Annotated in this window: 14 protein-coding genes and 1 tRNA gene; 13 read left to right on the top strand and 2 right to left on the bottom strand. The window is 42.9% G+C overall.

What is annotated here, in order from left to right:
- Positions 1-67: 67 nt before the first annotated feature.
- Together B0O44_RS21075 and B0O44_RS21080 are read right to left on the bottom strand one after the other, a co-directional pair.
- A complete protein-coding gene (locus B0O44_RS21075; protein ID WP_110834065.1) occupies positions 68-1918 on the bottom strand; it encodes a DEAD/DEAH box helicase in 1851 nt (616 codons plus the stop codon).
- 89 nt (positions 1919-2007) lie between these two features.
- The gene (locus B0O44_RS21080) at positions 2008-2472 is read right to left on the bottom strand and encodes a DUF4293 domain-containing protein (RefSeq protein WP_110834066.1); all 465 of its coding nucleotides are present in this window, start codon (positions 2470-2472) and stop codon (positions 2008-2010) included.
- 94 nt (positions 2473-2566) lie between these two features.
- Between B0O44_RS21080 and truA the strand changes: the two genes are divergently transcribed.
- The 13 genes from truA to B0O44_RS21145 all read left to right on the top strand — a co-directional run bounded on the left by truA (position 2567) and on the right by B0O44_RS21145 (position 17360).
- Complete coding sequence (truA, locus tag B0O44_RS21085) at positions 2567-3319, top strand: tRNA pseudouridine(38-40) synthase TruA (RefSeq protein ID WP_110834067.1); 753 nt, start codon at positions 2567-2569, stop codon at positions 3317-3319.
- A gap of 3 nt (positions 3320-3322) precedes the next feature.
- On the top strand, positions 3323-5092 hold the full coding sequence (locus B0O44_RS21090) for an ABC transporter ATP-binding protein (protein ID WP_110834068.1): 1770 nt from the start codon (positions 3323-3325) through the stop codon (positions 5090-5092).
- A gap of 125 nt (positions 5093-5217) precedes the next feature.
- Entirely contained in the window at positions 5218-6090 is an 873-nt protein-coding gene (gene sucD / locus B0O44_RS21095) for a succinate--CoA ligase subunit alpha (RefSeq protein WP_110834069.1), read from the top strand.
- A 116-nt stretch (positions 6091-6206) separates the two neighbouring features.
- Positions 6207-6290, top strand: a tRNA-Leu gene (locus B0O44_RS21100).
- 147 nt (positions 6291-6437) lie between these two features.
- Positions 6438-6917, top strand: coding sequence for a methionine-R-sulfoxide reductase (locus B0O44_RS21105; protein WP_110834096.1), 480 nt, complete (start codon positions 6438-6440; stop codon positions 6915-6917).
- A gap of 254 nt (positions 6918-7171) precedes the next feature.
- Entirely contained in the window at positions 7172-7561 is a 390-nt protein-coding gene (locus tag B0O44_RS21110; protein WP_110834097.1) for a septal ring lytic transglycosylase RlpA family protein, read from the top strand.
- A gap of 388 nt (positions 7562-7949) precedes the next feature.
- Positions 7950-8924, top strand: a complete 975-nt coding sequence (locus B0O44_RS21115; RefSeq protein ID WP_110834098.1) for a ribonucleoside-diphosphate reductase small subunit — start codon at positions 7950-7952, stop codon at positions 8922-8924.
- Between the two features lie 109 nt (positions 8925-9033).
- The gene (locus tag B0O44_RS21120) at positions 9034-11412 is read left to right on the top strand and encodes a ribonucleoside-diphosphate reductase subunit alpha (protein WP_110834099.1); all 2379 of its coding nucleotides are present in this window, start codon (positions 9034-9036) and stop codon (positions 11410-11412) included.
- 154 nt (positions 11413-11566) lie between these two features.
- Entirely contained in the window at positions 11567-12697 is a 1131-nt protein-coding gene (locus B0O44_RS21125) for an RCC1 domain-containing protein (RefSeq protein WP_146229883.1), read from the top strand.
- Between the two features lie 378 nt (positions 12698-13075).
- Positions 13076-13279, top strand: a complete 204-nt coding sequence (locus B0O44_RS21130) for a cysteine-rich CWC family protein (RefSeq protein WP_110834071.1) — start codon at positions 13076-13078, stop codon at positions 13277-13279.
- Between the two features lie 98 nt (positions 13280-13377).
- Positions 13378-15333, top strand: a complete 1956-nt coding sequence (locus B0O44_RS21135; protein WP_110834072.1) for an SPFH domain-containing protein — start codon at positions 13378-13380, stop codon at positions 15331-15333.
- A 97-nt stretch (positions 15334-15430) separates the two neighbouring features.
- The gene (locus B0O44_RS21140) at positions 15431-16306 is read left to right on the top strand and encodes a carbon-nitrogen hydrolase (RefSeq protein WP_110834073.1); all 876 of its coding nucleotides are present in this window, start codon (positions 15431-15433) and stop codon (positions 16304-16306) included.
- Entirely contained in the window at positions 16290-17360 is a 1071-nt protein-coding gene (locus tag B0O44_RS21145) for an agmatine deiminase family protein (RefSeq protein ID WP_110834074.1), read from the top strand. The genes B0O44_RS21140 and B0O44_RS21145 overlap by 17 nt, the downstream gene beginning before the upstream one ends.
- The last annotated feature ends 112 nt before the right edge of the window (positions 17361-17472 follow it).

A 17472-nucleotide genomic window follows, 5' to 3' on the forward strand; every position in this document is an offset into this window, starting at 1 on the left:
CCCTAACCCAATCACCAAAAAAGCCCCGGTTTTCCGGGGCTTTTTTTATTTTTAAAACGGGAATCTGTTAAGACCTGCGTTTTCTGTCGCTTCCGCCACTGAAACCACCGTCGCGTCTTCCGCCACGGTCTTCACGGCTTCTTCCGGAAAAATCCCTGAAACCACCGCCACTGTTTCCGCCTTCACGTCTTCCGCTTCCGCCGTCACGACGACCGCCGCCAGAACTTCTTCTGTCACCGCCACCACCGCTGTAATTGCGTGAACGTCCGCCACCGCTTCTGCTTTCTGCGGCATCACCAGATTTTTCAATCCTTACGCCACGGTTGTTGAACTGAATGTCCCTGAAATTGCTGAATAAAGAATCTACAGCAGCATTTTCAACTTCAAAGAAAGAATAAACACCTTTCAGGTCAATTTTTCCAATGTTTTTTCCGCTGATCTTACCGTTATTGCAAACGAAAGACAACAGGTCACCTCTGGTAAAATCATCCACTGATCCAAGGTTAATAAACAGACGGGTATATCCTTCGCTGCTTCTTGACCTCATACCGCGTTCTCCTCTTTCCCCGCGCTCACCACGGTCATCTGCCGAAGCATTCAGGTCCGGTGCATTTTTGTAATACTCTAAAAAGCGGTTAAACTCTAAAGAAGCAAAACGTTTAATGACATCCTCTTTGCTCAGTTCGGCAAACTCGTCCATAATGCGCGGAATGTACTGATCGATCTGGTTGTCATTCACTTCAACATTGTGAACTTTATGAACCAGAGAGAACAATTGTTTTTCGCAAACATCAAAACCAGTAGGCAATTCAGCTTTGGTAAACTGTTTGCCAATAATTCTTTCAATTTGACGGATTTTACCAATTTCTTTGGAATTGACGATACAGATGGAAATACCTGTTTTGCCGGCACGACCGGTACGGCCGCTACGGTGGGTATAACTTTCAATTTCATCAGGTAAAGAGTAGTTGATCACGTGTGTCACGTTGTTCACATCAATACCACGTGCAGCCACGTCAGTTGCAATTAACAATTGCATATGTCTGTCACGGAAACGCTGCATTACTTTGTCACGTTGCTGCTGGGAAAGATCTCCGTGCAGTGCATCGGCATTGTAACCATCTTTGATCAGGTGTTCTGCAACATCCTGGGTATCCATTTTGGTTTTACAAAATACCACACCAAAAATTTCAGGGTTGAAATCCACAATGCGTTTAAGTGCTGCGTATTTATCCCTTGCACGGACCACATAGTATTCGTGCTCAATATTAACGTTACCGGTATTTTTTGTACCCATAGTCAGCTCGGTTGGGCTGTCCATGTAATTTTTAGCTATTCTTCTTACCTCAGGAGGCATAGTTGCAGAGAATAACCATGTTTTTTTATCATCAGGCGTAGTAGACAAAATATCATTAATGTCTTCCTGGAAGCCCATGTTCAACATTTCATCGGCTTCGTCCAGGACTACATATTTCACATTACTGAAATCTATAGCCTTACGGCCTATAATGTCCAACATACGGCCCGGTGTAGCCACTACAATTTGTACACCGTTTCTGATCTCACGCAACTGTTGCATAATGTTAGCGCCACCGTAAACGGCAACCACATTTGCACCTGAGATGTTCTTAGAGAAATTCTTGATGTCGCTAGTAATCTGTAAGCAAAGCTCTCTTGTCGGGCATAGAATCAATGCCTGAGGCTTATTGCTCTTAAAGTCTATCAATTCTAACAGCGGCAAACCAAATGCGGCTGTTTTTCCTGTTCCTGTCTGGGCCAAACCAACAAAGTCATTATTGCCCTCTAACAGCACAGGAATAGCTTGTTCCTGAATAGGTGTTGGATTTTCGAAACCTAAATCCTTTACAGCATTAACAACGTCATCACTTATCCCCAATAATTTAAATGGGTTTGTCATGTATTATTTAATTAAGCCGCAAAGGTACGCTTTTAAATTGGTATTTCACTGGTAGCGAACTAAATAAAAAAGCGCAGGGGCTCAGTTACTTAGCGCAAACGATCTGCAGACCTGATTAACTGTTCGTCTTTTCGGATGCCCCGAAGGGACAGTATACAAAAAATCAGGGCCAGCAATGGTAAAAAAGTGCCAGCTTTATAAGAAGCATTTTCCAGGCCGCCCGGTATTTCTGAAGCCATCCAGCCAATCCAGACCCCCAGTGCAAGAATACCCAGAATGATCATGATGCAAATGCGTTTCTGCAGAAGCCTGTTGCGGAACATAAAGATGTTCACCAAGGAGAGTAAGGCAACTGCTGCAGTAAAAATAATCAGTGGAAGAAAAAGATCGACGATGAGCTCGCTTCCTGCGGTGACGGCTTTGTGGTGCAATCCATGTGCATAGATGCTAAATTCGGTTCCCTTGTCTAATGTACTTACGATGGGTAAAGCCAACAAAACAAACAAAGTCAAGCTTGTTAACAATAGCCATACCGACTGCACTCTTTGTATCATATCAGTTCAATAATTTTAGCAAATATATCAAAACCTGCATATTTTTTTAATCCAATATGGAAGGATCGGAATATTATCGGTTAACTTTGTCTTATTGAATACGCAGCGTTTTTTTATCGAATTGTCCTATAATGGTACAGCCTATCACGGCTGGCAGATACAACCCAATGCCTTATCTGTTCAGGAATGCCTGGACCAGGCTTTGTCTGTTTTTTTTCGTCAGCCGGTGCAGACCCTGGGCTGCGGAAGAACGGATACAGGTGTGCATGCCAAACGTTTTTTTGCCCATTTTGATTTACCCGGGGCACTGGGGACTCAAATGGAACGAAAGGTACCTGGGATCAATTCCCTGCTTCCTTATGATATTGCAGTGAAAAGGATTTTTGCAGTGGACAATAATGCCCATGCGCGTTTTGATGCAACTTCCAGGGCCTATAAATATTATCTTCATTTTCACAAAGATCCTTTTAAACTCGATCGGTCCTGGCTGTTTAAAGGAACACTGGATATAGCGCTGATGAACCAGGGCGCTGAAATTTTAAAGAATTATAAAGATTTTTCCTGTTTCAGTAAATCCCACACCCAAACCTTCACCAATAACTGTGTGCTTACAGAGGCTGTTTTTGAAGAACTGGAAGATGGTCTGGTATTTACCATCCGGGCGGACCGTTTTTTACGCAATATGGTCAGGGCGGTCATGGGAACGCTGGTCAGGATAGGCCGCAAAGAAATCAGTCTGACGGACCTGGCCGACATACTGGAAAGTAAAGACAGGAGTAAAGCAGGACAGTCGGTGCCGGCCTGTGGATTGTACCTGGTGGATGTTAAATATCCTTTTATACCTTAATATATGTCAAGAATAACTGGAGATGCTTTAAATGTCGGTTTACTCAAAAGGGTTTTTCAATATGTAAAACCTTACCGGAGCATTTTTATCTGGTCGGTGATTTTAACCATCTTACTGGCGGTTGTGGCCCCGGTCAGACCCTTGCTGATTGAATATACCTTAGACAAATACATCATGACCGGTCAGTACAGCGGTTTGCTAAACATGACCGTGCTGATGCTGGTTTTACTGGTGCTGCAAAGTGTCATTCAGTACAGCCAGACCCTGATGACCAATACCCTTGGGCAATCGGCGATTCGGGATTTACGGATCAATGTGTTTAACCACATTACCAAGCTGAGGCTCAAATATTTTGACCGGACACCGATCGGACAACTGATTACCCGGACGGTATCGGATCTGGAAACCATATCAGATATTTTTTCGGAAGGCCTGATCGCCATGATCGGGGATATCCTGCAAGTGATTGCGATTATAGCGGTTATGTTTTATAAAGACTGGCAGCTCAGCCTGATGGTCCTGCTTCCAATGCCTTTACTGATGCTGGCCACTTCCATTTTTCAGAAAGCCATTAAATCTGCCTTCCAGGAAATCAGAACAGAGGTATCCAACCTGAATACCTATTTACAGGAGCACATTACCGGTATTTCCATCATTCAGTATTTTGCAAGGGAAGACCAGGAATACCTTAAATTTAAAAAAATCAATTCCCGTTACAGGGATGCAAATATCCGTTCAAACTGGTATTATTCGATCTTTTTCCCTGTCGTGGAAATCATTTCGGCGATGTCTATGGGCCTGCTGGTTTGGTATGGAGCAAAAAGTATCCTGAACCGGCCACTAGATGTGACTCCAGGAACAATTACCGCTTTTTTAATGTACATCAGCATGCTGTTCAGGCCAATCCGGGAGCTGGCCGATAAATTCAATACCCTGCAAATGGGAATGGTTGGGGCAGAACGCGTGTTTAATGTGCTGGATACAAAAGAAGTTACCCCGAATGAGGGTGCGCTTGCCCCGGAGAAACTAACGGGCCGCATTTCCTTTAAAAAAGTCTGGTTTGCCTATACCGATGAGAATTATGTTTTAAAAGACATCTCCTTTGAAGTAAAAGCCGGTCAGACTGTTGCCCTGGTGGGGGCCACAGGAGCAGGAAAATCTTCTACCATTAATATCCTGAACCGTTTTTACGAAATTCAAAAAGGGGATATTGAACTGGACGGGATTGACATTCATCAGTATGAACTGAGTTACCTCAGAAAAAATATTGCCACCGTATTACAGGATGTTTTCCTGTTTTCTGATACCATTTTTAACAACATCACTTTAAACAACCCCGACATCAGTATGGAGGAAGTGGTGGATGCGGCCAAAAAAGTGGGGGCGCATGATTTTATTGAAAAGCTGCCTGGCGGCTATCAGTATAATGTGATGGAAAGGGGGGCAACCCTTTCTGTGGGGCAGGCACAACTGATTTCTTTTATCCGTGCCCTGGTTTACAATCCTGCTATTCTGGTCCTGGACGAGGCCACCTCTTCAGTGGATACGGAAACTGAACTGCTGATCCAAAGGGCTATTGAAAACCTGATGACCGGCCGGACCTCGATTGTGATTGCGCACCGTTTGTCTACGATTCAAAAAGCAGATCAGATTATTGTACTGGACAAAGGGGAGATCAAGGAAAAAGGAACCCATCAGGAACTGCTGAAAATAGACGGATATTATAAAAAACTGTATGACCTGCAGTTCAATTCCGTGGGCATCTCCAATTAAATTCCTGCCTCATGTCATAAATATCCCATATAAATCAGAATGGGAAAACATCTGTAATAAAAATGGTAATCGATTTGACAATCCATTTCAATTACCTTAGATTTGCAACAAAAAAATATAGATACATGAGTGTTTTAGTAAATAAAGATTCAAAAGTTATTGTTCAGGGTTTTACAGGAAATGAAGGCACTTATCATGCTTCTCAAATGATAGAATACGGGACTAACGTTGTTGGAGGAGTTACCCCTGGTAAAGGTGGACAAACTCATTTAGACAGACCGGTATTTAATACAGTTAAGGATGCGGTTGACAAGGCCGGTGCCAATGTATCTATCATCTTTGTTCCTCCTGCATTTGCTGCAGATGCCATTATGGAAGCTGCTGAAGCAGGAATTAAAGTTATTGTTTGTATTACTGAAGGTATCCCGACCAAGGATATGATTCAGGTTAAAGAATATATCTCAGACCGCGATTGCCGTTTAATCGGTCCTAACTGTCCGGGAATCATTACCGCTGATGAAGCTAAAATCGGTATCATGCCAGGTTTTATCTTTAAAAAAGGTACAGTAGGTGTGGTGTCCAAATCAGGTACTTTAACTTACGAAGCCGTTGATCAGGTTGTTAAAGCTGGTCTGGGTATTACCACTGCCATTGGTATTGGTGGTGACCCGATTATTGGTACCACAACCAAAGAAGCGGTTGAATTGCTGATGAACGATCCTGAAACTGAAGGCATCATTATGATTGGTGAAATTGGTGGCGGTATGGAAGCAGAAGCTGCACGCTGGATTAAAGAAAACGGTACAAAACCAGTTGTTGGTTTTATTGCCGGACAAACTGCTCCTGCAGGCCGCAGAATGGGACATGCCGGTGCGATTGTTGGTGGTGCCGACGATACTGCTGCTGCAAAAATGAAAATTATGGCAGAGTGTGGTATCCGTGTGGTTGAAAGCCCGGCCGAAATTGGTGCTGCAATGGCAGCGTTATTGAAAAAATAATAAGATCTTCTTGTATAATGCTAAAAAGCTCTGGTGATAATTTCATTGGAGCTTTTTTATTTCAGGAAATAATATTACTTTTGTGCCATTGAGCGGAAAATGCTTATTTACAAAATGCCCGGATGGCGAAATTGGTAAACGTTGCGGTCTCAGAAGCCGTTGGAGCACAATCCTTGAGAGTTCGAGTCTCTCTTCGGGCACACCCGATTCAAGAATGAAACCCTGAAATGATCTTTCAGGGTTTTTTTATGAAAAAAACATCCGGACAAAAGGGCTAATGACAGAATTATTACCCAGCGCTGAAACTTTAAAATTTAAGGATGCGTATATTGTATAAACAAATGCAAATGAACATCCGGATTAATAGAATGCTAAGTATTGCAGGCCTGGTCTTTTTAACCAGCTTTACCGCATGCGCCCAAAAGCAGGATAAAACACCCCCTGTTAAAACAAATAAGAATATGGAATGGAATAACCTAACAAAAGAAGAGGAAGATGTAATTGTCCGTAAAGGGACAGAATATCCAGGTACCGGTGCCCTTTTGAACAATAAACAGAAAGGAACTTATATCTGTCGAAGATGTAATGCCCCCCTGTACAGGTCCGAAACCAAATTTGACTCCCATTGCGGATGGCCAAGTTTTGATGATGAAATAAAAGGCGCGGTTTTAAGGATTCCGGATGCCGACGGTTCCCGTACTGAAATTGTTTGTGCCAATTGTAAAGCGCACCTTGGGCACGTTTTTCTGGGCGAAGGCTTTACCACCAAAAATACCCGGCACTGCGTAAATTCTATTTCTATGAAATTTGTGCCTGACAGTGAATAAGGCCCTGAAAAGCCCAAAAAGGCCCGGAAGATCAGCTTCCGGGCCTTTTTGCTTTTATAAATGGTTAGTTTTCTTATCTTTGCGCGTTCATTAACTGAGATTGATGGGGAATCCAATAGGTTTAAAAGGAATCATTAAATACAAAAAACAGGTGATTTTAAACGTCAAAGGATCCATCTGAGAGAGGAACTGCCGAAGGCTGCTTGAGCACAAAAGGAGCAATAAAGGCCACTGAAAAAAATAAATATATGCAGATGAAGTATTGTTTGATTTTACTGAGTATGTTCCTGTTTTTACAGGCGCCTGCACAAGAAGAAAGAACAGCAGAAAAGCCAGCTAAAGCCCATGTGAAAACGGGTTATGCGACCTATTACGCGAACCGGTTTGAAGGAAGAAGAACAACCAGTGGTAAAAGGTACAGGGCTAAAAAATTAACAGCGGCCCATAGGTTCCTTCCTTTCGGCACCATTGTAACGGTTACCAATCTTGCCAACGGAAAATCGGTCGATGTGGAAATCAACGACCGGGGCCCATTCACAAAGAGATATATTATAGACATTTCAGCCGCCGCTGCAAAAATTCTGGGCTTTTATAAAAAGGGGCATTCAAAAGTGGAAATCAGCTATGATCACCAAGGTGTTTAAACACCTTTTTCCGCAAAACATTTGAACTCAGAATTTTAAATTTATTAACACTGTTTTTTGATTTATTCGGGTTTTAAAAAAGGAATCCACACCAAGTTTTCCGGGTAATTAATGTGTCAATTTCTCCTCTGGTTGTTAATAAAAACTAAGAGTTGTTAACAACTATTGTGATCAACAAAAAGGCATGCACTTTATATTTGTTTACATAAAGTTCTTTAATAAATCACACACCGATTTTTAGTTAAAGCTGTTGTATTTAGTTGATAAGATTACAGAGGAATTTCATTTTTTTTTGGTCTTTATAAATTAAGTATGGCTTGCTTGGCGGCTGTGGTTTGCTGGGAACAATCAGAATAAATAATCATCACTCATTAAAAAAACAATGCTTATGCAGGAAGAAGAAGTACTATTAAGAGAAAACAAGGACCGCTTTGTTCTTTTGCCTATTAAATACCCTGAAATCTGGGAAATGTATAAGAAGAGTGAAGCAAGTTTCTGGACCGCTGAAGAAATTGACCTTTCTGATGACCAGAAGCACTGGGACAACTTAAATACAGGCGAGCGTCATTTCATTTCTCATATACTTGCTTTTTTTGCTGCAAGTGACGGCATTGTAAATGAAAACCTTGCAGTGAACTTCATGAGCGAAGTACAGCTTCCCGAAGCCCGTTGTTTTTATGGCTTCCAGATCATGATGGAAAACATCCACTCTGAAACCTATGCGCTGCTGATCGATACCTATATTAAAGATCCTGAAGAAAAAGACAGGCTGTTCCATGCCGTAGAAACGGTTCCTTGTGTAAAGAAAAAAGCAGAATGGGCGTTGCGCTGGATTGAGGGCGGAAATTTTGCCGAACGTTTGGTGGCTTTCGCCGCAGTGGAAGGCATTTTCTTCAGCGGGAGCTTCTGTTCAATCTTCTGGCTGAAAAAAAGAGGCCTGATGCCAGGGCTAACTTTTAGTAATGAGTTGATTTCCAGAGATGAGGGGATGCATTGTGAATTTGCCTGCCTGCTTTATAAAATGCTCAAAAATAAACTGAGCCAGGAAGTCGTTCATGGAATTATCCGCGACGCGGTAGAAATCGAAAAGGAATTTATTACAGATGCCTTGCCGGTTGCCCTGATCGGGATGAATGCTAAGCTGATGTCACAGTATATTGAATTTGTGGCAGACAGATGGCTGCAGGAACTGGGTTATACCAAAATATATCATGCCACCAATCCGTTTGACTTTATGGAGATGATCTCCCTGCAGGGCAAAACCAATTTCTTCGAGAAACGTGTGGGTGATTATCAAAAAAGTGGGGTCTTGACCTCTACGGAAGATAAAGCTTCGGCCTTCTCCCTGGATGATGATTTTTAAGCCCAGCCAAAGAAACACTAAAGTATAGAGATAAAGAAAATAATTAATCACAAGTGCCGCTGTTATATTGCTTCCCGGCAAGCTGATATGCACTAAATACCCGGAAAATATGTTTGTACAAAAGAGAGACGGCCGCATGGAAGCGGTAAGGTTCGATAAAATAACCGCCCGTATTGAAAAGCTCTGCTATGGCTTTAATGCAGAACTGGTGGATCCGATTGATGTGGCGAAAAAGGTAATTGAAGGTTTGTACGATGGGGTAACCACCTCAGAACTGGATAACCTGGCTGCGGAAACGGCAGCTTCACTGACCACCAAGCATCCTGATTATGCATTGCTGGCTTCCCGTATTGCGGTATCCAATCTGCACAAGAACACCACGAAATCTTTCTCCAAAACCATGGAGATGCTGTATAACTATGTGGATTCCAAAACAGACAAATCTGCTTCACTGATTGCAGACGATGTTTGGGAGGTGATCAAAGAAAATGCAGAGATTCTGGACAGCACCATTATTTATGACAGGGATTTTGGATTCGATTATTTTGGTTTTAAAACCCTTGAAAAATCCTATTTGCTGAAAATAGAAGGACAAATTGTAGAACGCCCGCAACATTTGTTTATGCGTGTTGCCGTAGGGATTCACAAAGAAGATATTGAAAGTGCGATTGCAACGTATAACCTGATGAGCGAGCGCTGGTTTACGCATGCAACCCCAACTTTATTTAATGCAGCGACTCCTAAACCTCAAATGTCTTCCTGCTTTTTGCTAACCATGCAGGACGACAGTATTGAAGGAATTTACGATACTTTAAAACAAACCGCTAAAATTTCACAAAGTGCAGGTGGTATTGGTTTGAGCATCCATAACATCCGCGCCACGGGATCTTATATTGGTGGAACAAACGGGACCAGCAATGGGATTGTACCTATGCTGAAAGTATTTAACGATACCGCCCGTTATGTGGACCAGGGTGGAGGTAAACGTAAAGGTGCTTTTGCCATTTACCTGGAGCCATGGCATGCGGATGTGCTGAGTTTTCTGGACCTGCGTAAAAACCATGGTAAAGAAGAACTTCGTGCCAGAGATTTATTCTATGCCCTTTGGGTATGTGACCTGTTCATGAGAAGGGTAGAAGAAAACGGGGACTGGAGTTTATTCTGTCCTCATGAAGCCCCGGGACTGGCAGATTGCTTTGGTGCAGAATTCGATGCTTTATATGAGCGTTACGAAAAAGAAGGACGTGCCCGTAAAACCATTAAAGCACAAGAGCTTTGGTTTGCCATTCTGGATTCACAGATTGAAACCGGAACCCCTTACCTGTTGTATAAAGATGCAGCAAACAGCAAATCCAACCAGCAAAATTTAGGAACCATCAAAAGTTCCAACCTTTGTACAGAAATTATAGAGTATACTTCCAAAGATGAGGTTGCTGTATGTAACCTGGCCTCCTTGGCTTTGCCAAGATTTGTCATCAACGGGGAGTTTGATCATCAGAAATTATACGATGTAACCTATCAGGCTACCCTGAACCTGAATAAAATTATTGATCATAATTATTATCCGGTAGAGGAAGCCAAAAATTCCAACATGCGCCACAGGCCAGTGGGTTTAGGTGTACAGGGATTGGCGGATGCTTTTATCCTGATGCGTTTACCATTCGAAAGTGAAGGGGCAAAAATTTTAAATAAAGAAATTTTTGAAACGATTTATTTTGCTGCCATGACGGCCTCACATGACCTGGCTGTTAAACATGGTCCTTACCAGACTTTCAAAGGTTCTCCATTGTCAGAAGGTAAATTCCAGTTTGACCTATGGAATGTACAACCAGACAGCAACCGCTGGGACTGGGAAACATTGCGTGAAAAAGTAGTCAAAAACGGCGTGTACAACTCCCTGCTGGTGGCGCCGATGCCAACGGCTTCCACTTCACAGATTCTGGGCAACAATGAGTGTTTTGAGCCTTACACTTCAAATATTTATACCAGAAGGGTATTGAGCGGTGAATTTATCGTGGTGAACAAACACCTGTTAAAAGACCTGGTGGCCCTAGGCTTATGGACGCCTGCGATGAAAGACAGAATTATTCTGGCAAACGGTTCTATTCAGGACATTGCCGAGATTCCGGATTATATTAAAGAACTGTACAAAACAGTTTGGGAAATTAAAATGCGCAGCATCATTGATATGGCAGCCGATCGCGGTGCTTACATCTGCCAGTCGCAATCCCTGAACCTGTTTATCAATGCACCAAATACATCCAAACTGACTTCTATGCATTTCTATGCCTGGAAAAAAGGTTTGAAAACCGGAATGTATTACCTGCGTACACAGGCCGCTTCCCAGGCTGTTAAATTTACCGTAGAGAACCAGGCCGGAAAAAATATGGAACCTGTAATCCCTGAGCACATTGAACAAAGTGCCGAAGAGATTATCGAAGGACCGGTATGTACGATGGAAGAGGGCTGCATCAGCTGCTCGGGATAGTACCCGCATTTTATCTGATCAAGGGCTGTAAACTGTTAAAGTTTACAGCCCTTTTTTTGGTCGTTATATTTATAAAAATTAATACTTGATTAACCTTTGGCTCCTTATTTTATATTACTTTTACCTATCTACCAAAGAAGAACAGATTAATTTTATGAAGAAAATTTTTATAGCCGCTGCCCTGGCCCTGGTATTTGTTGTACCGGCCTGCAAAAAGAAAAATCCCGCTCCAGTTGATCCACCTGTTGTTGTGCCTGCTGAAAAGCCGGTATTACAAAATATTGCTCAGATCCAGGCTGGAGGGTCCAGTAGTTACTTTATCCTTCAGGATGGCAGTTTATGGGCTGCTGGCGATAATGGCTGGGGACAACTTGGAAAAAAAACCGGTGTTGTTGAAAATCCAAAACCGTTGTTTATCACCGATCAGGTTTCAAAAATCTCTATTGGCATCAGCCATACCTTTATCCTTAAAAAAGATGGTACCGTATGGTCTACCGGAAGAAACAGCTGGGGAGAGCTGGGCGGAGGGGATTTAGATAGAAGAGCAGAACTTCAAAAGGTGAACAGTGATGTAAAAGACATTGGCGCAGGCTACTGGCAATCTTTTGTCATTAAAAATGATGGTACTTTATGGGGGACAGGCGCAAATACTTTTGGTCAGCTGGGTGACGGAACAACAACAGACAGAAATGGCTTTGTAAAGCTAATGGATGATGTGTTGCAGTTGGGGGCAGGTGAAAATACTACCTTTGTTATTAAAAAGGACAACAGTCTATGGGGAACCGGATTCAATCAATATGGTGAGCTGGGGACCGGTGACAATAAAAATGTGAGCAGCTTTATTAAACTCATGGATGGGGTCAAAAAAGTATCTTCCAAAGAGTACCTTACGCTGATCCTGAAAGCAGACAACAGCCTTTGGGCAACAGGCAAAAATAACTATGGTCAGTTTGGCAATGGAACCACTACAGGATCAAACGTTCCAGTAAAAATTATGGATGGGGTACTGGATATGGCTGCTGGTGCCTTTGCCCTGGTTCTTAAACAAGATAACTCCGCCTGGATAACAGGTAATAATGAAATGGGCCAGTTGGGTACCGGGGACATTAACCCAATTTCTACACCAGTAAAACTTATGGACCAGGTAAAATCCATCGCTGCGGGGACTTTATTTTGCATGGTCTTAAAAAACAATGGAGAGGTCTATGGTGTTGGTGACAACCGTTCCGGTCAGCTTGGGCAGGGGACAACCACAAATAGCCACAAAGCCATTAAGTTGTTTTAATGATTTTTCGGTGCACAACCACCGGTAAAACAGTGCAGTTTCTGAAGTTTAAACGAGTTCATTTTTGAAGTTTTAATCCAGGATTAAAACTTCAAAAAATTGTGGATGTTATCTGTATAAAGTGCTGCAAAATTTTTTTAAAAAAACTAGGTGGTAACTAGGTCTTAACAGGGTGGTAACAGGGTGATAACAGGGTCATTTATATAGTTTTCATCTGATTATTACTGTATTAATTTATAATAACCACCTGGTTTTTTTGGAACAAATCCAAAAAATTGCTACATGCCTGGCCGCAGGTCCTGGGTTTTATCCGATCGCTGGTTTGTCATTTTATTTCCCACAAAAGAAGATTACAGATAATGCCGTATCTTTGTGGTCATGGCTAAGCACGAAATTATACCTTGTGAACGTTGCGGTGCAGCAATAGAGTGTAAGGCAAATTCTTATACCAAATGCCAGTGCAGCGTGGTGCAGCTTGACTTGAACGAGGTGCAGTACATTAGCGAATTGTACGATGGCTGTCTTTGTGCCAAATGCCTGTTTGAACTGCAGCAGGAGTACCGGGACAGCGTACATATCTAAGGACCTAAGTCCCCTTTTTATCGGTAAAAATATTCTTATTAAAATGCTATTTTATATCTGGAATATTTACTAGAATTACCAAAAAATATTCTTATTTCATGGAAGATCTGTTGCGCTCTTACTGGTGGATATTACTGGCCGCCATTTGTTTAATCCTGTATAAATATATCCTGCGCTTTCTGTTTGGGATGGTCATCGTTCCGGAAGACCGCATTGGTCTGGTCACAAAAAAATTCGTGCTTTTTGGGGGAGATAAAGAAATGCCCGATGGGCGGATCATTGCTACAAAGGGAGAGGCGGGCTTCCAGGCAAAAGGACTGGCCCCGGGATTGTATTTTGGCATGTGGTTTTGGCAGTACAATGTAACGATGGAACAATTTACCATTATTCCTGAGGGACAGATTGGATTGGTCCTTGCAAAAGACGGAGTGGAAATCCCAACAGGAAATATACTGGCAGAGCATGTGGAATGTGACAATTACCAGGATGCCTCAAAATTTCTGTTAAACGGGGGGCAGCGCGGCCGCCAAACGGCTTACATCACTGCGGGTTCTTACCGGATCAATACCATGTTGTTCCAGGTTTCTGTAACAGATATGGTGCGCATCCAGGAAAGCATGGTTGGCATTGTGACCACGCTGGATGGTTTGCCGATTGAAGAAGGCCAGATTGCCGGTAAATTAATTGCCGGACATAATAATTTTCAGGATTTTGATAAATTTATAACGGGTGGCGGTAACCGCGGTTTGCAGCCACAGGTGATACTGGCGGGGTCCTATAACTTAAACCCCTGGGCGGTACAAATAGAAGAAATTCCTATGACCGAGATCCCTATTGGTTATGTTGGTGTAGTCATTTCCTATATCGGACAGGAAGGGAACGATCTGACAGGTTCTGAGTTTAAACACGGAAATATTGTGGAAAAAGGCTTCAAGGGCGTATGGTTACAGCCCTTAGGACCCGGTAAATATCCGATCAATAAATACATTATGAAAGTGGAGCAGGTGCCGACCACCAACCTGGTCCTGAACTGGGCAAGTGCCAGAAGTGAGGCCCACAATCTGGATAAGAACCTTTCCACAATTACTGTTCGTTCCAAAGATGGATTCCCTTTTAACCTGGATGTTGCCCAAATTATCCATGTACCCACCACCGAAGCGCCGAAAGTGATTGCCCGCTTTGGAAATATGGTTAACCTGGTTTCTCAGGTTTTGGAACCGACAATTGGTAACTATTTCAGAAACTCGGCCCAGGACAGTGATGTGATTGCTTTTTTGAGTACACGTAAAGAAAGACAGGAATCTGCAAAGGCGCATATTAAAAAAGTACTGGACGAATACAATGTCAATGCGGTAGATACCTTAATTGGGGATATCGTTCCGCCGGAATCTCTAATGAAGACCCTGACTGACCGTAAGATTGCAGAGGAACAGAAAGTGACTTATAATACTCAAAAACAAGCGCAGGAGACACGGCAAGGTATGGAAAAGGAAACAGCGATTGCCGATATGCAGAAAGATATTGTGAAGGCGCAACAAAGTGTAGAGATTGCCGAACGTACGGCCAGTGCGACCGTTAAAAAATCGGAGGGAGATGCGGCAGGTGTAAAGCTGGCTGTGGGCGCCGAGGCAGAGGCTACAAAAATGAGGGCTCATGCGGAGGCCGAAGCCATGAAAGCAAGGGCCGAGGCAGAGTCACAGGCCATAAAACTGAAAGCTTCTGCACAGGCGGAGCAAATCTCTTTAACCGGTAGCGCCGAGGCAGGTAAAATCCTGGCCATTGGTAAATCTACAGCAGAGGCCTATGAATTGGCCGTTAAAGCACTGGGAGAAGAAAATTTCACCCGGTACAAGATTACTGAAGAACTTTCTAAGGCAAAAATTAAACTCATTCCTGATGTATTGATTGGAGGTGCTAGTGGCAATGGATCTGCCATGGACGGCTTATTGGGTTTAAAGCTGATGGATATGATGGACCCCAAAAAGAAAGATCCGCTAATTGAAGAAATCAAAATTATTGCCGATAAAACCAGTGAAAATAAGTCTCTGGAGTAAATATTAAGCTTCCTGTGTCCTAAGGTCATGAAGCTTTAAGGTTTATCCTTTTAGCTTTAACCTTTTTGGTTAACTTTGCACTTTAAATTTTTATAGAATGGCTAAAGTACAAGTTGGATTGGTGCAGATGAGCTGTACCAGTAATAAACAGGAAAATTTAGATAAAGCGATCGTTAAAATACGTGAAATTGCTGCTCAGGGTGCTCAGGTGGTCTGTCTGCAGGAATTGTTTACATCTCTTTATTTTTGTGATGAAGAGAATTACGAGAACTTTAAACTGGCGGAAGCCATTCCAGGACCTTCTACAGAGGTGTTGTCCAAAGTAGCAGCTGAACTGAAAGTGGTCATTGTGGCTTCTTTGTTTGAAAAAAGAGCAGAAGGTCTGTACCACAATACAACCGCTGTTCTGGATGCAGATGGCGCTTATTTGGGTAAATATCGCAAAATGCACATTCCGGATGATCCGGGCTTTTATGAAAAATTTTATTTTACCCCAGGCGATTTAGGCTATAAAGTATTTAAAACCAAATATGCCAAAATTGGTGTGCTGATTTGCTGGGACCAGTGGTATCCCGAAGCAGCACGTCTGACCGCGCTGATGGGTGCAGATTTTCTGGTTTACCCGACTGCAATCGGCTGGGCAACCACTCAGGATGAACAAACCAATAAAGAGCAATACAATGCATGGCAAACCATACAGCGTTCACACGCCATTGCCAACGGTGTTCCGGTGGTGAGCATCAACCGTGTGGGCGAAGAAGCCGGTGTAGAATTCTGGGGCGGATCCTTTGTCTCTAATCCTTTTGGATCTCTTTTATACCAGGCCAGTCACAACCAGGAAGAATTAAAAGTCGTGGAACTGGACTTGTCCAAATCAGACAGTTACAGGACCCACTGGCCGTTTTTACGTGACAGACGTATCGATAGTTATTCACCAATTACAAAAAGATATATAGATGACGAGTCTATTTAAAGATACGCCTAAAGCGGCCGGATATGTTTTTCCTGCCGAATGGGCAGCGCATGAAGCCACCTGGTTAAGCTGGCCCCATAAAGAAGCCTCCTGGCCGGGTAAAATCGAAACGATTTATGCCCCTTACTGTGAATTCATCAAAGCCGTAGCCGAAGGGGAAAAAGTGAGGATCAATGTGAACGATGAAAAGACCAGGGATTTTGCCATTGCTGAGCTTAAAAAAGCCGGGGCAGAATTGGCCAATATCGAATTTTATTTTCATCCGACAAACGATGCCTGGTGCCGGGATCACGGCCCCGCTTTTCTGCTGAATGCCGATCAAAGTAAAAAGGCCGTTATCGACTGGGGTTATAATGCCTGGGGCGGTAAGTACCCTCCATTTGACCTGGACGATGTGGTGCCAACCAGAATTGCGCAGCATTTTAAATTGCCGCTCTATAATCCTGGCATTGTGATGGAAGGAGGATCGGTCGAATTTAACGGTGCCGGTACCATTTTGACCACCACGGCCTGCCTGCTCAATGAAAACCGCAATCCGGAGCTCAACAAAGCGCAGATTGAACAATATTTAATGGACTTTTATGGGGCTGAGCAGGTTTTATGGCTGGGTGATGGTATTGTCGGTGACGATACGGACGGCCATATTGATGACATTACCCGTTTTGTAAGCCAGGATACGGTACTGACCGTGGTGGAAAGCAATCCGCTGGACGAAAACTATCTGTTGTTGCAGGAAAACCTGGAAAGCTTAAAACAAATGAGGTTGCTCAACGGCAAAGCGTTGAACATCATTGAGCTTCCGATGCCTTCTCCTGTTATTCATGAAGATACCCGTTTGCCGGCTTCATACGCTAATTTTTATATTGCCAATAAGGTTGTGGTGGTCCCGACTTTCAGGGATGTCAATGACGCTAAAGCGCTGGAAATTATTCAGGGGGCTTTCCCAGACAGAAAAGTAATCGGTATTGATTCAGTTGACATCATTTGGGGACTGGGCAGTTTCCATTGTTTAAGCCAGCAGGAACCTGCTTTACAAATTAACCACGCGCATTAATTATAAATAAATTTATCAGATGAATCCTCCAAGGCTCCATCTGACAACTGAATAGCAATAAATACGAACAGATGAATCCGACAGGATTAAAATAGTCATTAAAATTTCAAAG

It is taken from the genome of Pedobacter nutrimenti, assembly GCF_003208655.1.
In the GTDB taxonomy this organism is placed as follows: domain Bacteria; phylum Bacteroidota; class Bacteroidia; order Sphingobacteriales; family Sphingobacteriaceae; genus Pedobacter; species Pedobacter nutrimenti.

Coding starts and splice junctions, on each gene's coding strand:
- B0O44_RS21120 (WP_110834099.1), top strand. CDS start 9,034: ATGTTTGTACAAAAGAGAGACGGCCGCATGGAAGCGGTAAGGTTCGAT.
- B0O44_RS21110 (WP_110834097.1), top strand. CDS start 7,172: ATGAAGTATTGTTTGATTTTACTGAGTATGTTCCTGTTTTTACAGGCG.
- B0O44_RS21140 (WP_110834073.1), top strand. CDS start 15,431: ATGGCTAAAGTACAAGTTGGATTGGTGCAGATGAGCTGTACCAGTAAT.
- B0O44_RS21075 (WP_110834065.1), bottom strand. CDS start 1,918: ATGACAAACCCATTTAAATTATTGGGGATAAGTGATGACGTTGTTAAT.
- B0O44_RS21090 (WP_110834068.1), top strand. CDS start 3,323: ATGTCAAGAATAACTGGAGATGCTTTAAATGTCGGTTTACTCAAAAGG.
- B0O44_RS21105 (WP_110834096.1), top strand. CDS start 6,438: ATGAACATCCGGATTAATAGAATGCTAAGTATTGCAGGCCTGGTCTTT.
- B0O44_RS21135 (WP_110834072.1), top strand. CDS start 13,378: ATGGAAGATCTGTTGCGCTCTTACTGGTGGATATTACTGGCCGCCATT.
- B0O44_RS21115 (WP_110834098.1), top strand. CDS start 7,950: ATGCAGGAAGAAGAAGTACTATTAAGAGAAAACAAGGACCGCTTTGTT.
- B0O44_RS21080 (WP_110834066.1), bottom strand. CDS start 2,472: ATGATACAAAGAGTGCAGTCGGTATGGCTATTGTTAACAAGCTTGACT.
- B0O44_RS21145 (WP_110834074.1), top strand. CDS start 16,290: ATGACGAGTCTATTTAAAGATACGCCTAAAGCGGCCGGATATGTTTTT.
- B0O44_RS21125 (WP_146229883.1), top strand. CDS start 11,567: ATGAAGAAAATTTTTATAGCCGCTGCCCTGGCCCTGGTATTTGTTGTA.
- B0O44_RS21130 (WP_110834071.1), top strand. CDS start 13,076: ATGGCTAAGCACGAAATTATACCTTGTGAACGTTGCGGTGCAGCAATA.
- sucD (WP_110834069.1), top strand. CDS start 5,218: ATGAGTGTTTTAGTAAATAAAGATTCAAAAGTTATTGTTCAGGGTTTT.